This is a genomic window from Ruegeria sp. D1(2025) (assembly GCF_056536425.1).
Map to the genome: position 1 here is coordinate 149605 of NZ_JBQFPO010000009.1, position 14729 is coordinate 164333.

The 14729-nt window shown below is 59.9% G+C and carries 14 protein-coding genes; 5 read left to right on the top strand and 9 right to left on the bottom strand.

Translation table 11 applies throughout. From position 1 onward, the window contains the following. Position 1 precedes the first annotated feature (1 nt). Genes ACR1XU_RS18445 through ACR1XU_RS18460 form a run of 4 tightly spaced genes read left to right on the top strand, consistent with a single transcriptional unit; the run spans position 2 to position 3581 of the window. Positions 2-811: an AAA family ATPase gene (locus tag ACR1XU_RS18445; RefSeq protein WP_480907947.1), complete on the top strand. Its 810-nt coding sequence runs from the start codon at positions 2-4 to the stop codon at positions 809-811. 9 nt (positions 812-820) lie between these two features. After that, entirely contained in the window at positions 821-2743 is a 1923-nt protein-coding gene (locus ACR1XU_RS18450) for a nitric oxide reductase activation protein NorD (RefSeq protein WP_480813151.1), read from the top strand. Continuing rightward, positions 2740-3288, top strand: coding sequence for a cytochrome c oxidase subunit 3 (locus tag ACR1XU_RS18455; protein ID WP_480907950.1), 549 nt, complete (start codon positions 2740-2742; stop codon positions 3286-3288). The genes ACR1XU_RS18450 and ACR1XU_RS18455 overlap by 4 nt, the downstream gene beginning before the upstream one ends. Before the next feature lie 5 nt (positions 3289-3293). Further along, the gene (locus ACR1XU_RS18460; protein ID WP_480907952.1) at positions 3294-3581 is read left to right on the top strand and encodes a cytochrome C oxidase subunit IV family protein; all 288 of its coding nucleotides are present in this window, start codon (positions 3294-3296) and stop codon (positions 3579-3581) included. 52 nt (positions 3582-3633) lie between these two features. Here ACR1XU_RS18460 and hemA read toward each other — a convergent pair whose 3' ends face one another. Continuing rightward, positions 3634-4857, bottom strand: coding sequence for a 5-aminolevulinate synthase (hemA, locus tag ACR1XU_RS18465; protein WP_480907954.1), 1224 nt, complete (start codon positions 4855-4857; stop codon positions 3634-3636). A gap of 179 nt (positions 4858-5036) precedes the next feature. On the opposite strand from hemA, the gene ACR1XU_RS18470 reads away from it, so the two are divergent. Beyond that, positions 5037-5729 (top strand): Crp/Fnr family transcriptional regulator, encoded by a 693-nt coding sequence (locus ACR1XU_RS18470; protein WP_170613974.1) that lies wholly within the window; start codon positions 5037-5039, stop codon positions 5727-5729. Between the two features lie 153 nt (positions 5730-5882). Here ACR1XU_RS18470 and ACR1XU_RS18475 read toward each other — a convergent pair whose 3' ends face one another. The 8 genes from ACR1XU_RS18475 to ACR1XU_RS18510 all read right to left on the bottom strand — a co-directional run bounded on the left by ACR1XU_RS18475 (position 5883) and on the right by ACR1XU_RS18510 (position 14669). Then, positions 5883-7673, bottom strand: coding sequence for an aminopeptidase P family protein (locus ACR1XU_RS18475; protein WP_480907956.1), 1791 nt, complete (start codon positions 7671-7673; stop codon positions 5883-5885). Next, positions 7666-8661: an oligopeptide/dipeptide ABC transporter ATP-binding protein gene (locus ACR1XU_RS18480; RefSeq protein ID WP_170807995.1), complete on the bottom strand. Its 996-nt coding sequence runs from the start codon at positions 8659-8661 to the stop codon at positions 7666-7668. The genes ACR1XU_RS18475 and ACR1XU_RS18480 overlap by 8 nt, the downstream gene beginning before the upstream one ends. Further along, entirely contained in the window at positions 8658-9650 is a 993-nt protein-coding gene (locus ACR1XU_RS18485) for an ABC transporter ATP-binding protein (protein WP_480907958.1), read from the bottom strand. The genes ACR1XU_RS18480 and ACR1XU_RS18485 overlap by 4 nt, the downstream gene beginning before the upstream one ends. Positions 9651-9653: 3 nt before the next feature. Further along, positions 9654-10505 (bottom strand): ABC transporter permease, encoded by an 852-nt coding sequence (locus ACR1XU_RS18490; RefSeq protein WP_480907960.1) that lies wholly within the window; start codon positions 10503-10505, stop codon positions 9654-9656. Then, positions 10502-11443: an ABC transporter permease gene (locus tag ACR1XU_RS18495; protein WP_170807990.1), complete on the bottom strand. Its 942-nt coding sequence runs from the start codon at positions 11441-11443 to the stop codon at positions 10502-10504. Before ACR1XU_RS18495 ends, ACR1XU_RS18490 begins: the two co-directional genes overlap by 4 nt. Positions 11444-11499: 56 nt before the next feature. After that, entirely contained in the window at positions 11500-13083 is a 1584-nt protein-coding gene (locus ACR1XU_RS18500) for an ABC transporter substrate-binding protein (RefSeq protein ID WP_480907962.1), read from the bottom strand. 134 nt (positions 13084-13217) lie between these two features. Beyond that, positions 13218-13820, bottom strand: coding sequence for a helix-turn-helix domain-containing protein (locus ACR1XU_RS18505; protein WP_480907964.1), 603 nt, complete (start codon positions 13818-13820; stop codon positions 13218-13220). A gap of 102 nt (positions 13821-13922) precedes the next feature. Next, positions 13923-14669, bottom strand: a complete 747-nt coding sequence (locus ACR1XU_RS18510; RefSeq protein WP_480907966.1) for a creatininase family protein — start codon at positions 14667-14669, stop codon at positions 13923-13925. Between the last annotated feature and the right edge of the window lie 60 nt (positions 14670-14729).

The window sequence follows — 14729 nt, forward strand, 5'->3', positions numbered from 1 at the left end:
TATGGACGGCTCCATGCAACTGGGAACGGGGGCGGCTGACGCCCCCTTCTACCTGCCCCAAGACGACGAATGCGACGTGTTCGCCGCCGCCTATACCAATAACCTGCCGGTCTTGCTGAAAGGGCCGACCGGATGCGGCAAGACCCGCTTTGTGGCCCATATGGCCGCCAGCCTTGGCCGCCCGCTTTACACCGTGGCCTGCCATGATGACCTCGCTGCCGCCGACCTGATCGGCCGCTACCTGCTGAAAGGCGGCGAGACCGTCTGGGTCGATGGCCCCCTGACCCGCGCAGTACGTGAAGGTGCAATCTGCTACCTTGATGAGGTAGTCGAGGCTCGCAAGGACGTCACCGTCGTTCTGCACCCGCTGACCGACGACCGGCGCATCCTGCCGATCGACCGCACCGGCGAAGAGCTTGAAGCCGCACCCGGCTTCATGTTGGTGGCCTCATACAACCCCGGCTACCAGAACATTCTGAAAACTCTGAAACCCTCGACCCGTCAGCGTTTCATCTCGCTGGAGTTCGACTTCCCGTCGCCCGAGATGGAGGCCGATGTCGTTGCACAGGAAAGCGGCCTGCCGCTGGAACGCTGCAAACCGCTGGTGCGTCTTGCCGGCAAACTGCGTGGGCTCAAGGGTCAGGATCTTGAGGAAGGCGTTTCCACCCGTCTGGTCGTTTATGCCGCAACGCTGATCGCGCAGGGCATGTCCACCGACCGCGCCATCCTTGCCGCAATGATCGAACCTCTGACTGATGACGAGGATATCAAACGCGGGCTCCTCGATCTTGTCACGGCTGTCTTTGGGTGAGGCCGGCCGATGGTCAAGATCGACTTTGAGCCATGGGAACCCGAAGAAACGATCGGGAAACTGTGGCACACCCTTGCCAGCCGCCTCGATGCACCTGAGGTGCATGTTGGAGCCGCGGTCGACCTCTCTGAGGTCGCGGGGCGGCTGGCAGTCCTCTTCCGGGGACTGGGGGGCAGTCCGGGCGTCGAATTGCGCCCGGTCTCTCCTGAAGTTTCGCGCCACCGTCTCGGCTGGCGCCGCCGTCTGGCGACCGAAACCGAACTGATGCCGCGCGCGTCGTTCGACGGGGAAGTACTGCGCCTGCCGGACCGGCTGGCCGTATTCCCCGCGCGCGAAGCAAACGGCGCGCTTTATGTCTGGCTGGCCGCAACTGCCGCCCATGCCGCAACAAGAATTGACGAAGACGATCCTCTGCGCGGCGACCTGCGCGCACTGGTCGCTGCCCGGCACATGGTCGAGGCGACATTGGAAAATGCCCCCGGTCTGCGCCCGCTGTACGCTGAACTCTGCAAGGGCGTTCTGTATCAACGGAACATACCCGGCCTGCCACCGCTCGAGGCGGCGGTCGAAGAGGTTGTCCGCAACATGCTGGGTGACCCCAAGCCCCTGTCACCGCAAGCCCAAGAGCTTTTGGCACTGGGTGACGATCTCGCCGCCCCGCGCGGCTATCAGCATTTCCGCCCGGTCCCGCTGTGGCCCGAGTTGCGCGCCGTCGGGTTTTCCGAACATAACGAGGTTGAAAACCCGGATACAGAAGGCCCACCCGAAGAATCCGGTGAAAAGACCCACCGCGCGCGGCGCCGAAAATCTGACCAGGCTTCGCGCAGCGACAGTTTCATCCTGCACAAGTTCGAAGCAATACTCAGTTGGGCCGAGTTTTTGAACATCAACCGTCGTATCGACGATGATGACCCCGACAACGCGAAGAAAGCGGCCGACGATCAGGAGGAGATCGGCCTCGGTCAGATCTCCAAGGCGCCGCCGACCAAGTTAAAACTCCACCTCGATCTCGCGCCAGAAGACGTGAACCGAGAACGCCTGTCAGGCCGCATCCTCTATCCTGAATGGGACGTGCGCACCGGTCAATACCTGCCCGACCACGTCAACGTTCTGCTGTCCGACGCCGATATCCGCGAGGATGCAGCCGAGTTCGGCAAGGACCCCGCCACGGCCCGCCGCATTCGTGCCGTCAAACGCCAGTTCGAAGCCCTGCGCCCCGGTCGGGTCATGACCAGAGGTCATCTGGACGGTGATCAACTCGACATCGAAGCCGCCGTGCGGGCTGCTACCGACCGACTCGCAAGCGGGGAAAGCAACGAACGCGTCTGGATGCAATCCCGCCCCGAGGCCCGCGATCTGGCGGTGTCGATCCTGCTGGATGTCAGCCGCTCAACCGAAAGCGCCGTCACCGGCCGCGCTGTGATCGACATAGAACGCGAGGCGCTGGCGGCGCTGGCCTGGGGCCTGAATGCCTGCGGCGACGATTTCGCCATCCACGCCTTCAGTTCGCTGAAACGCGAACGCGTATACGTTCAGCGCTGCAAACGATTTGACGAACCCATGGGGCCAAAGGTCGAGCAGCGTATCGCTTCGCTGCGACCGGGGCACTACACCCGACTCGGAGCCGCAATTCGCCACTGTTCCGCCGACCTTGCCGCGCAATCTCGCAAGCGCCGCCTGCTGCTGGTCATCACCGATGGCAAACCCAACGACCTTGACCATTACGAGGGCCGACACGGTATCGAAGATACCTGCATGGCTGTGCGCGAAGCCCGCCGTGCCGGTCATTCGGTCTTTGGCGTCACCATCGACAAAACCGGCAAAAGCTGGTTCCCGCGCATGTTCGGGCAGGGTGGCTTTGCCGTCATCCCGGACCCGCACCGGCTGACAATGGCCCTGCCGCAAATCTATCGACAACTGGTCGGCGCATGAGCAACGCCACCCTGATCGACGAACTGCCCGGCGAATTGCTGATGTGGGTGCTGATCATCAGTGAACTACTGGTGTTCGGGGCAGGGCTGATCGCCTTCATGGGCGTGCGTCTGACTGACCCTGCAGGATTTGCCGAAGCCCAGTCGCATCTTCACCGTACCGGAGCTGCGCTGAACACCGTCGTTCTTGTATCGTCCGGCTATCTGGCGGCACAGGCACTGCACTGGCGGCGGGATGCCCGCCGGAATACCGCCCGATTGGCACTGTTGGGTGCGTCCCTGCTGGGACTGGTTTTCCTTGTCATCAAAGGGGTGGAATATGCCGACAAAGCAGCGCAGGGCGTCAGCTACGAAACCCACCCGTTCTTTCTCTTCTACTATCTGCTAACCGGATTTCACGCCGCACATGTGCTGGCCGGAGCCTTCATACTCCTGCTGGTTGCCTGGCGGGATGACCCCCGAAATATCGAGGCAGGCGCTCAGTTCTGGCACATGGTCGACCTGGTTTGGATCATGCTGTTCCCGGTCATCTACCTGCTGGGATGAACATCATGGCCGCCTCTTCATCTTTTTCCAAATACTCCCGCCGGAGGCTCCCGAACCCGCTAACAAAGGCCTGGCTTGGACTACTGGCGCTCAGCCTGGCATCCGCGCTTCTGACCCTGCTGCCTGCAGCGCCTGCGACAATAGGGGGTGGAATCCTGCTTTTGGCGTTGCTCAAGGCGCGCCTCATCCTCGCGCGCTACCTCGACCTGACGGACAGCGCTGGCTGGCTACGAGGCTTTACAATGGTACTGACCGGGTTTTCAGTCGCGGTTTTTGGCCTCTACCTGGTATGATAGAAAAAGCCGCCCGAAAGGGCGGCCATTTTATACAATTTTCAAGCCGGTATCACTGCGCGGCCATCGGCCTCCGGGCAATCTGACAGCGTTGCCACAGCGCGGACAGGGCGCCGACAAGATGATCGATATCTGCGTCAGTATGGACGGGCGACGGCGTGATCCGAAGACGTTCAGTGCCTTTGGGAACGGTCGGGTAGTTGATCGGCTGGATATAAATGCCGAATTCTTCCAGCAGCGTGTCCGAGATGAATTTGCATTTCACCGGATCACCCACCATCACCGGAATGATGTGACTGGGGTTGGGAAGATGCGGGATGCCTTCGGCATCCAGTCTGGCCCGGACCTGTTCCACACGAGCCTTCTGCAAACCGCGCTCGGCGTTCGACTGTTTCAGATGCCGAATTGATGCCGCTGCCCCGGCTGCAATCGTCGGCGGCAGGGCGGTCGTAAAGATGAACCCGCTGGCGAAGCTGCGCACGAAATCGCACAAGGCGACCGACGCCGCGATATAACCGCCCACTACTCCGAACGCTTTGCCAAGCGTGCCTTCGATGACGGTCAGGCGGTCCATCAGCCCTTCACGTTCGGCGATGCCGCCGCCACGTGGACCATAGAGACCAACGGCGTGAACTTCATCCAGGTAAGTCATCGCCCCGTATTTGTCGGCCAGGTCGCAGATCTCTTTGATCGGGGCGATATCCCCGTCCATTGAGTAAACGGATTCAAATGCAATCATCTTGGGCGCATCGGGGTCAGCGGCGGCCAGTTTGGCCTCGAGATCTGCAAGGTCGTTGTGTTTCCAGATCACCTTTTGCGCCCGTGAGTGGCGAATGCCCTCGATCATCGAGGCATGATTCAGCGCGTCGGAGAACACGATCAGACCAGGAATTTTCGCCGCAAGTGTACCAAGCGCCGCCCAGTTCGAAACGTAACCGGACGTAAACAGCAGCGCGGCTTCTTTCCCGTGCAGATCAGCCAGTTCCGCCTCGAGCAACACATGATCGTGGGTCGTGCCGGAAATGTTGCGCGTTCCACCCGCACCCGCGCCGCAGCGGTTCAACGCATTATGCATCGCGTTGATCACATCCGGATGCTGACCCATGCCCAAATAGTCGTTCGAGCACCAGATCCGCACATCGCGCTGGATATCGCCATCGGTTTGCCGCGCATTTGGAAAAGCGCCGCGGTGGCGTTGCAAATCGATGAAAACCCTGTAGTTTCCCTCATCCCGCAATGCGTCGAGGCTTTGACTGAAAAATCGCTCGTAGTCCATGGTGTGTGCTCCCCGGATTGCTGGCTTTGCAGCGAGGTTAATCGCTGCGGCCGAGGCGTGACATGACAATAGTCAAGTTGGTGGGCGGTAAAGGGCTGGTGCCGGGGCGATGGCTTTGGCATAGCCATAAAGCAAGGAAAATACCGGTCGGAGACCCGGCCTGAAAAAGAGGATTATTCGTGGCCCATGAAGCCGAAAAGGCAGTTGCCCGGCAGTCTTTGCTGCTCAGGAGCTTGCCAGAGCAACATGTAGATACGTTACTGAGCCAAGCCATCTGGCGCGAATACGACCGTGGGGAAACCATCTTTCTGCAGGAAGAGACGGCTCAGGCCGTTCACGTGGTTCTGGCTGGGTGGATCAAACTGTTCCGGATGTCTCCGTCCGGTGCCGAGGCAGTGGTCAGCGTTTTCACCAAGGGCGAAAGCTTTGGCGAGGCGGTGGCGTTGCGCAATATGCCCTATCCGGTCTCTGCCGAGGCCGTGTCGCGTTGTCAGGTGATGCATATCCCGATCCCTGTGCTGATATCTCTGATGAAGGAAGACCCCGAAATCGGTATCTCGATACTGGCGGCAACGTTTACGCACCTGCATTCACTGGTTGCACAGTTGGAACAGCTGAAGGCGCAGACCGGGGCGCAGAGGGTGGCCAAGTTCTTGCTGGGCCTGTGCGATCGCGATAGCGGCGCCTGCGAGGTGGTGCTGCCCTATGACAAGATGCTGATCGCCGGACGCCTTGGAATGAAGCCCGAAAGCCTGAGCCGCGCGTTTTCGCGCCTCAAGGCAACCGGAGTCGTCATCGACCGCAACCACGCGCGGATTTCAGATGTCACTTCTCTTCTGGAATATGCTGAAAGCGACCCGATGGACAAATGACCGGACTGTCCTGTCACTTCGCTGATTAAGCCTGAACTTTGTCTTCCCATCATGCAAGTTTCTTACATGGCTTCGACCCGTTTTGAGCCGGGGCCCTGTGCACAAGTTCCATTCCGGAAAATTTGGAACCGTTGCGAGGTACTGAACAACCCGTCAAGCAATGGCTGCGCAGGCTCTCTCGGCCCATGCACGCCCGGCGGGTGATAGCTGCGAACCGATCCGGCGCAGGACCTCGGCGTTGTATGCGTTCAGCCAGCTTTGTTCCGCTTGGGACAACTTGTCAGCAAGCAGCATATCAGTCTGGATCGGTATCCATGTGAGGTTGGAAAACGCCATGAAGCCATCGTCCTCTTCGACGATCTCGAACAGGTTTTCGATACGGATGCCAAACCGGCCCATCTCATAAAACCCCGGCTCGATGGACAGGATCATACCCGGCACAAGATCCACCGGGTTGTATGGCTTGCCTATACGCTGCGGGTGTTCGTGTACGGAAAGGCGATGCCCGATGCCATGTCCGGTTCCGTGATCATAGTCCAACCCCAGATCCCACAAAGGGCGGCGGCAGATGGCGTCGATGTGGTGGCCCTGTGTGCCGGGTGGAAACCGCAGTGTTGCAAGGGCGTGGAACGCTTTAAACACGGCGGTATAGGCGCGGTCATACCCATCCGGCCTGACCTTTCCGAAGGCAAAGCTGCGGGTGGCGTCGGTTGTGCCGGTCTCATACTGGCCGCCGGAATCCAGCAGATATGTCCCTTCAGGGTCAATTGTTGCCGCATCCTCCGGAATAGTCGCGTAATGGCACATGGCAGCATTCGCACCCGCGGCCGAAATGGTATTGAAGCTTTCCTCAAGATACCCGGCACGGTCGCGGCGGCAGGACTGAATTTTGTCTTTTGCTTCAAGCTCGGTCACTTGTCTGTTGAGAGTGGCTCGCGCGGGGACCTCAGCATGTAGCCAACCACAGAACTCGGTCCACGCGATGGCGTCTTCAACGTGACAAGCACGCAGGCCTTCTATTTCCGTTGGATTTTTCCGGGCCTTGTACAGCGTCAGCGGACTGCTGGCCGCTCGACCTTGTGCAGATGACCGGTCGAGGGCCAGACGCACCGCAGCCGGGGAAAATTCGGCATCGTATTGCACGCACGCGCCACGACCCGACAACTCCGAAAGGGTCGGTAGAAATGCTGCTGGCGGATGCAGCGTCACGGTGTCGGGCAGATGATCGCAGATTTCTGGGCTGAATTTTTTGGTTTCGACGAACCAGTCAACCTGACCCGATGAACGCGCCAACAAAAAAGACTGTGGAACCGGACAATAAGCCACATCCGAACCGCGCACATTGAGAAGCCATGCTATGTTGTCCGGCTGTGTTTCCACCAGCAGATCGACCTCGCCGCTTTGCAGGGTTGCGACAAGCTGAGAGATCTTTTCATCCGCGCCTACACCCGTGAATTGTGTCGGAAAGGCAGAGATGATGCCGTTGGGCGGCGCGGGCTGATTGGGCCAGATCGCGTCAACAGGGTTGTCTTCAACGGCGACAAAACGGGCGCGCGATCCATTCAGCGCATCCGTGAAGCGGTCATGCAAAACGGGCGGCAGGTGCATGGCGTCAAACCCGACGGACCAGCCCTGTTCGGCAACGGTGGCCAGCCAGAATTCAGGCGGCTCGTCGTGCAGATGGTGATGCGAGAACAAAGGTTCCGGGCATTGATTGGCAGCCTGAACCACATATCGTCCATCAACAAACATGGCGACAGTGTCACCTGTCACGATGGCCAGTCCGGCAGTACCGGTGAAGCCGGTCACATAGGCCAGCCGTTCGTCATGCGGCGCGACGTATTCGGCCTGATGCGCATCGTAGCGGGGCAGAACAAATGCATTAAGACCACGGGTGCGCATCTCGTCGCGCAGGGCTGAAACGATCCGAGCGCGGTCAGGCATGGGCGTTGATCTCTTTGACGTGGTGGCAGGCGACCCGGCCGCGATTTTCGAACGGCATCAGGGCAGGAGTATCGGTCCTGCAAATCTCGGATGCGTGGCGACAGCGGACATGGAACGGGCAGCCCGATGGCATGTTCAGGGGCGAGGGCAACTCTCCTTCAAGCGGGATGGCCTTGCCCCGATCATCCGGGTTCAGGGATGGCGCGGCAGACAAAAGCGCCTGACTGTAGGGATGGGCAGGGGCGGAGAACAATGTCTCGCTATCGCCGATTTCGACGATCCGGCCCAGATAGATCACCGCCACGCGATTTGACACATGCCGCACCAGTCGCAGGTCGTGAGCCACAAACAGGATGGTCAGGCCCAGTTTTTGCTGCAGGTCCAGCAGCAGGTTGACCACCTGCGCCTGCACCGACACATCCAGCGCCGAAACCAGTTCATCCGCAATCAGCACTTCGGGCTCGACCGCCAGTGCGCGGGCAATGGCGATGCGCTGTCGCTGGCCACCGGAAAACTCGTGCGGCAGTTTGTGCTGAGCGTCCTGAGGCAGACGCACAAGGTCCAGCAGTTCGGCGACACGTGCCGGGATGTCCTCTTTGGTACGCATGTCATGGACCGCCAACGCTTCGGACAGAATCTGGCCCGTTGTCATGCGTGGGTTCAGCGAGGAATAGGGGTCTTGGAACATCATCTGAACGCGCCGGTTGTAACTGCGGTCGCCGCCTGCATCTTCGAAGATATCCTGCCCCTCGAAACGGATCGTCCCGTCACTGGGGCTATGCAATCGAACGATGCAGCGGGCCAGTGTGGATTTCCCGCAACCGGATTCGCCGACGACGCCAAGCGTTTCACCCCGGATAAGATCCAGGCTGACGCCATTCAGCGCCCGCACCACGCGACCCGGCCGGCCGGTGGCAAGATCAGAAAGGCTGCGACCCAGGGCAAACCGCTGATGCAGGTCGCGTATTTCGATCACGGCATTGTTCATGCGGCGTTTCCTTCGGCCTTGGTCACAGGGTTGAAGCAGGCCACCTGCCTGCTGTCCGCGATCACCGACAGAACCGGGCGGTCCTGCTGGCAGGGCTGGATGCAGGCCTCGCAGCGTGGCGCAAAGGCGCATCCCTGCGGAAGCGCGTCCAGAGATGGGGGAACACCCGGCACGGAATAAAGCGGCGTCCGAGGTGGAAGATTTTCCGGAACCGAACGCATCAGACCCACCGTGTAAGGATGGCGGGGTTCGCGCAGCACATCCCGAACCGGCCCCTGTTCGACGATCCGGCCTGCATACATTACCGCCACGTTGTCACAGGTTTGGGCGACCACGCCCAGATCATGAGTGACAAGGACAACGCCCATTTCCATCTCGTCCGCCAGACGCAGAATCAGATCGAGGATCTGCGCCTGAATGGTCACATCCAGCGCCGTAGTCGGCTCATCCGCCAGCAGCAACCTGGGGTTGGCGGCCAGTGCGATTGCGATCATGACCCGTTGGCGCATACCACCGGAGAACTGGTGCGGGTAATCCCTGAGCCTTTGCGCCGCCGAGGGGATACCGACCAGATCCAGCATCTCGACCGCCCGGTCGCGCCGGGCTTTCCCGGACAGATCCGTATGAGTGCGCAATGTCTCCTCCAGCTGCAGACCCACTGTCAGCAATGGGTTCAGCGAGGTCATGGGTTCCTGAAAGATCATCGCGATCTCGCGTCCCTGGACCTGCCGCAGAGCGCGGTCCGGCAGCGGCACCAGATCGCGGCCCTGCCAGCGGACCTGCCCGCTGACATCGCCATAACGCCGCGCCAGTCCGATGATCGAGCGCAGCGTGACGCTTTTGCCTGAACCGCTTTCACCAACCAGCCCCAGAACCTCGCCACGAGCCACGCTGAAGCTGACGTCGCGCAGGGCCGGCAGTTCCCGGCCGTTGCGGTGGAAAGTGGTGTTAAGCCCCTGAACCTCGAGGATGGGAGTTCGTTCAGTCATCTCTTATCCCCGTGGTCTCAGCAGATCGGCCAGCCCGTCGCCCAGCAGCGAAAAGCCAAGGCCCGTCAGAACGATAGCCAACCCGGGCATCAGGCTGAGCCACCATGCGGTCGAGATGAAATTGCGCCCCTCGGCGATCAGTACGCCCCATTCCGCCTGCGGTGGCTGCGCGCCCAACCCAAGATAGCCCAGCGACGAACCCAGCAAGATCACCAGCGCCATGTCAGTCATCCAGTAGACAATGACCGGGGTGATGGCGTTAGGCAGCAGGTGGCGGAAGATGATGCGCCGGTCGGAATAGCCCATGACGACCCCGGCGGCCGCATAGTCATTGCCCATCTGTGCGATCACCTCGGCCCGCATCAGACGCGCGTAATAGACCCAGTAGACCACAGATATGGCGATATACATGTTGATAAGGCCCGGCCCCAAAACGGCGACCACCGCGATCACCAGCACCAGAAATGGAAATGTGATGACCGCATCGACGATCCGACCAAAGATCAGATCGGCAAAACCCCGGTAATATCCGACCAGAGCTCCGATGATGACACCCGTCACCAGAGCAAAAACTGTGCCGAAGATCGCCATTTGCATATTGACCTGATAAGCCCAGATCACGCGGGACAAGCTGTCACGGCCTAGCAGGTCGGTGCCGAACGGGTGCTCCCATGATGGCGGCTGACGCACCGCCAGATAGTCAATTGCATTTGGATCGTAAGGAGCAAACGCTCCGGGAAAGATGGCCAGCAGGGTCGATAACCCGATGATCAGCAAACCGGCCACAAAACCCGGCTTGCGCAAGGCGGCGCGGGCAAGGGATGGGCGGTCGGCTGTGAAAGGCACGTCACTCATTGCAGGCGCATCCTTGGGTCCAGGCGGCTTTGGAACAGGTCCGTCATCAGAAAGACCAGCGAAACCAGAAGCGCGAAGGTCAGGGTCAGCCCCTGTATCAGCGGGTAGTCGCGCGCAAAGATCGCTTCCAGCATCAGCCGTCCCATTCCGGGCACCGCAAAGACAGTCTCGGTAACCAGCGTTCCGCTCATCAGATTGCCGATGGACAGGCCCAGCAGGGTGACCGTGGAGATCAGCGCGTTGCGCAACACGTGACGGCCAAGGATCAGGCGCGGCGGCAGACCCTTGGCGCGGGCGAACTGGACATACTCGGCATCCAGAACCTCGATAATCGCGCTGCGCAAGTTCCGCATGATGATGGCCGAAGTATAAAGCGCCACGGTCACCGAAGGCAGAAACAGGTGATAGAGACGCTCACCAAACGTGTCGCCATAGCCACCCACCGGGAACAGGCGCAACTGCGCCGCCAAAAAGGTCAGCAGAACCAGTCCGATGTAAAACACCGGCATCGACAGGCCGATCTGGAACACAGTGCGGATCACCGCATCGGGCCAGCGGCCGCGATTGAGCGCCGCGACAAAGGCCAGCGGACCAGCGATGATCAGGGATAGCACAACCGAGTAAATCGTCAAGAAAACCGTGATCGGCAATCGATCGGCAATGACGCCCACGACATCCGTCCGCATCAGGATCGAACGGCCCAGATCGCCCTGCAGAGTATTGGTCAGAAACAGCCAGAATTGCACTGGCATCGGTTCCGTCAGACCCAGTCTTTCCCGGATTGCAGCAATATCGGCGTCAGATGCGCGGTCCCCGGCCATGGCGATGGCCGGATCACCGGGCAACAGGCGCACCAGCATGAATATGATGATCATGACCAGAAAGAAGGTCGGGATCATCAGCAAAAGCCGTTTGAAGATGTAGGACAGGCTGGACAATTCGACGCTCCGCAAAGGGCCCCGCCGCAGGGTGCGGCGAGGCAAGGGATCAGCTCTTAGCGGCTGACTGTGGCTTCATCGAAGATGTTATTGCCAAGCGGGGTCTGAACATAGCCCTCGACCGCCGTCCCCAGCGCGACAGCGAAAGGTGTTTCATACATGAACAGCAAGGGGGCTGCCTCGGCATAAAGTGCCTGCATGCGGTCGAACTTGGCCTTTCGAGAGTCCGGGTCCATGTCTTTGGCGGCCTCTTCGAACAGGGTGTTGAACTCTGCGTTCTCCCAACCGGTGCCGACAGCCTTGGCAGTCGGTGTGTAGCCCAGCCAGCCGACAACCTGGCTGGGATCGTTCACATCGTTGACCCAGCCATAGGTGTGAATGTCAAACTCACCCGAGCGGTTCTTGGCCCCGCGCGTGGCGCCGTCGACCTGTTCGACCACCAGATCAATTCCCAACTCGCCCCACATTTGCTGAAGCGCGGCGAAAATTGTTGCGTCATCGGCGGATCCGGCCAGCGTGGTCAGAGTCACCTGCGTGCCGTCCGCGACCCCGGCATCCGCGATCAACCCTTTGGCTTTTTCAAGATCATAGCTATAGAGCGGGCTCAGATCGGCCGCATATTGCGTTGCTTTGGCCATCAGCGGTGAGCTCATGGGTTGGCCCGCACCGTGCAGAACCACACCGATCAGAGCATCCTTGTTGGTGCCATAGTTCAGCGCCTGCCGCACGCGGGGGTCTGCCAGCGGGTTGGGGGAACCGTCGGCGCGTGTCTCACGGGTGTTGATCGGCGAATAGATGATCCGTGTTGAAGGATATAGCTGCATGTTGATGTTCGGATCGGCCTCAAGCTCGGCCACGCGGCTGAACGGGATGAACTCGGCTGCATCCACCTCGCCCGCCTGGAGGCGCAAAATGCGGGTTGCATCATCGGGAACGATCTCGAAATGGACGCCGTCCAGATAGGGCAGGGCTTTGCCATCCGCGCCCATGCGCCAGTAGTTCTCGTTGGCGCAGAAATCCATGCTGGCACCCTGTTCAAAGCCGCACAGATAGAACGGGCCGGAGCCGACGCCTGCGCTTGTGGCCGCGAAAATGGCAGCGGATTTGTCCTGATCCGTTTCACCTGCGGCTGCGTCGAATGCGGCTTTCGAAACGATGGCGGTGTTGAATGTGGCCAACATCGACAACAAGGTGGGATCGGGGTCCTTCAAAGCGATGGTGATCGCGTTTCCGTCCGCGGACACCGTGTCAATCGATCCCAGCAGACCGGCCCATGGGCTCAGGTCAGGGTTGCGGGCGCGATCCAGCGAAAAGACCACATCCGCGCCCGACATGGGCGAGCCGTCAGCGAATTGGATACCTTCTCGCAGGGTCAGGGATACGGTCTTGCCATCCTCTGACACTGCATAGTCTTCTGCAAGCCCGGGTTCGACCGAGTTGCCATCGGGGCTGCTGCGCAAAAGCGTGTCGAACAGACTGCCAACCATCCAGATATCGGGGTTGCGGTCCGCGTAGATCGGATCGATCAGGCGCGATCCGTCATAGCGGGCAAAGTTCAATGTGCCCCCGCGTTCTTGCGCCAGAACGGGCAGCGCAAGCGTCGCGGCGACCGTGGCGCCCAATAATGTCTTCAGCTTCATCTTCTTCTCCTCCCGCAAGTCTTCTTGCTCCTGCGGAGGGACATTAAGCGATTCTTAGCTTTACTAAAGTTTTTTTTAGCAAAAGATGAAACTTTTTTAGAACGCGGCATTCCGGGACTGAGTTTTTCGCAGTCCTAACCGCTGTCTGGTGGCGCGGAATCCTTGATCGGAGAGGTTGTAACCCACAGTTCGACGGCCTCGGCTTCGCCCAGGACAACGGAATAGTGAGGCGTCGATGTGTCGTGATGAACCACGTCACCGGGTGACATGATAAAAACACGATCACCCAGATGGTATTCCAGTTGACCGGCTTGCAGATAGCAAAAGGCTTCACCGCTGTGGCACATACGTTCCGATATGTGCCCCGGCGGACGATGAACGATCTGCGGGTGGAACAGAGCGCCCAGAAATCCCGGCCCGAGTTTCTCGTAAAACCGCCCGCGCAAACCAAGGGAATAGGTCTGTCTGCTATCCTTGGCGACAAACTCGGAAAAGACCTGTGGAACGCTCAGCAGTTGTTCGATGGTTGTCTGCAAGGCCGCGGCAATTGCCATGAGAGAGGTTAAGGAGGGAGAGCTGAGCCCACGCTCGACCTGCGACAGAAAGCCTGTAGTCAGATCGGCTTTCTTGGCAACCTGATCCAGCGTCAGCCCCATCGCCTTTCGGCGTCGCCGGATCGCCTGACCCAATTCGGTCGGCTGCCCCTTGGTTTTTGCCCGCGTTGTCGGAGCTTGCATCCGGTCTCTCCTGCATTCCATTTGTTCTGACCATTGAACAGAAGAATGTGGGTAAGATCAAAATTTATTTTAGTGCTACTAAAAATCTGGCACCAAGTGTTGTCAACTTTGCTTCCTTGCCTTTTGAAAATCAAGAAACTCCCGTGAGATGGCTTGAGCCGCCATCTCCAACAGTCGGGCTCCGTCTGTAGGCGTGGCCAGCGCGGAATGGGATCCGACCCGCCCGTCCGGGAATTCTGCGCGGTGTTCATCGGGCGGCCCGTGACGGTCTCCGCTGTGATCACGCAGGTATTGAGGGGTCAGCTTTTGCGGCGGCTCATCGGTGCGTTCGTCGGATATGGCGCCCAACAAGGATTGCGTGATGGCAACTTCGGACGGGGTGGCGTGCATCCCTTCCCATTCTCCGTATAGCGTTCGCCGCAATGCGTTGACGGGTTCAGGCTCCCACCAGCTGCGGATGATCAAGGCGTTCGGGGGCAGGTCGGCGCTTATGGCCTGCAGCGGTGCAATGTTCGCACCATGGCCGTTAACGATGAAGACGCCAGAAAAGCCCTGCGCCAAAAGGCCTTCAATGATTTCCCTTGCGTAAAGGGTGAACACATCCGGGGTAACGGAAACCGTGCCGGGAAAGGCAGCGTTGAAGGGTGCGGGCGTGTAGGCCAGGGCGGGTGCCACGATCGCGTCACACAGATCAGCGGCGCGCAGCGCGACGGCCCGGGCACAGATCGTATCGGTCCCGATCCGCCCGATCGGCCCGTGCTGTTCGGTCGAACCGACAGGAAGTATAACGGCGCAGCCATTGCCAAGGCGGTCGTCAACTTCGTACCAGGTCATGTGTTCCAGTTGCATCAGGTGTCCTTACGGTTACGCGCGCTTTCCCTTTTTGTACCGGGGCGTTACGCTGCGTGC

What these genes read in the sequence shown, in the direction of transcription:
- ACR1XU_RS18445 (WP_480907947.1), top strand. Translation starts at nt 2, where the DNA reads ATGGACGGCTCCATGCAACTGGGAACGGGGGCGGCTGACGCCCCCTTC.
- ACR1XU_RS18450 (WP_480813151.1), top strand. Translation starts at nt 821, where the DNA reads ATGGTCAAGATCGACTTTGAGCCATGGGAACCCGAAGAAACGATCGGG.
- ACR1XU_RS18455 (WP_480907950.1), top strand. Translation starts at nt 2,740, where the DNA reads ATGAGCAACGCCACCCTGATCGACGAACTGCCCGGCGAATTGCTGATG.
- ACR1XU_RS18460 (WP_480907952.1), top strand. Translation starts at nt 3,294, where the DNA reads ATGGCCGCCTCTTCATCTTTTTCCAAATACTCCCGCCGGAGGCTCCCG.
- hemA (WP_480907954.1), bottom strand. Translation starts at nt 4,857, where the DNA reads ATGGACTACGAGCGATTTTTCAGTCAAAGCCTCGACGCATTGCGGGAT.
- ACR1XU_RS18475 (WP_480907956.1), bottom strand. Translation starts at nt 7,673, where the DNA reads ATGCCTGACCGCGCTCGGATCGTTTCAGCCCTGCGCGACGAGATGCGC.
- ACR1XU_RS18480 (WP_170807995.1), bottom strand. Translation starts at nt 8,661, where the DNA reads ATGAACAATGCCGTGATCGAAATACGCGACCTGCATCAGCGGTTTGCC.
- ACR1XU_RS18485 (WP_480907958.1), bottom strand. Translation starts at nt 9,650, where the DNA reads ATGACTGAACGAACTCCCATCCTCGAGGTTCAGGGGCTTAACACCACT.
- ACR1XU_RS18490 (WP_480907960.1), bottom strand. Translation starts at nt 10,505, where the DNA reads ATGAGTGACGTGCCTTTCACAGCCGACCGCCCATCCCTTGCCCGCGCC.
- ACR1XU_RS18500 (WP_480907962.1), bottom strand. Translation starts at nt 13,083, where the DNA reads ATGAAGCTGAAGACATTATTGGGCGCCACGGTCGCCGCGACGCTTGCG.
- ACR1XU_RS18505 (WP_480907964.1), bottom strand. Translation starts at nt 13,820, where the DNA reads ATGCAAGCTCCGACAACGCGGGCAAAAACCAAGGGGCAGCCGACCGAA.
- ACR1XU_RS18510 (WP_480907966.1), bottom strand. Translation starts at nt 14,669, where the DNA reads ATGCAACTGGAACACATGACCTGGTACGAAGTTGACGACCGCCTTGGC.